The sequence below is a fragment of the Mesorhizobium sp. M3A.F.Ca.ET.175.01.1.1 genome (genome assembly GCF_004791945.1).
GTDB lineage: Bacteria > Pseudomonadota > Alphaproteobacteria > Rhizobiales > Rhizobiaceae > Mesorhizobium.
In genome coordinates this window covers 1-405 of record NZ_SRTP01000100.1, presented here as the reverse complement: position 1 = coordinate 405, position 405 = coordinate 1, and the positions used below count along the sequence as shown (strand labels likewise).

Here is a 405-nt window from a genome sequence, read left to right as displayed (position 1 = left end):
CGGATATGAAATCGCCCTCCGAATCGCGAGCTCTCGGCCGGTTGCGGCAATCGATACGTATGCAACTGGACGCTGGGTCGGCTACGGGGCTGCGGCTGCAGCTAGCCGTCTCTTGGGTTTGAGTGCCACGGAAACCGCTCATGCGTTAGGTATTGCCGGATCCGAAGGACCAATCGTCTTCCTGACCACAACCTCGAAATTCGAGGGTAGCACGATCAAGGAAGGGATTCCGCCCGCCGTGGTTGCAGGTATCACCGCCGCCTATCGCGCGCGGGCAGCCGCAACTGGACCTCTCAATCTTCTCGATGACGACGATCGTTTCACCCGCCATCTCCTGACCTAAAATCTTGGGTCTTCATGGGAAATTCAAAAATGCTATCTTAAGCCGTATGCATGCTGTCGCTA

Annotated in this window: 1 protein-coding gene; it reads left to right on the top strand. The window is 56.5% G+C overall.

Annotation, left to right across the window (positions count from 1 at the left end):
* The coding region (locus EN818_RS30920) for an MmgE/PrpD family protein (RefSeq protein ID WP_348631432.1) at positions 1–343 on the top strand (343 nt) is incomplete at its 5' end.
* Between the last annotated feature and the right edge of the window lie 62 nt (positions 344–405).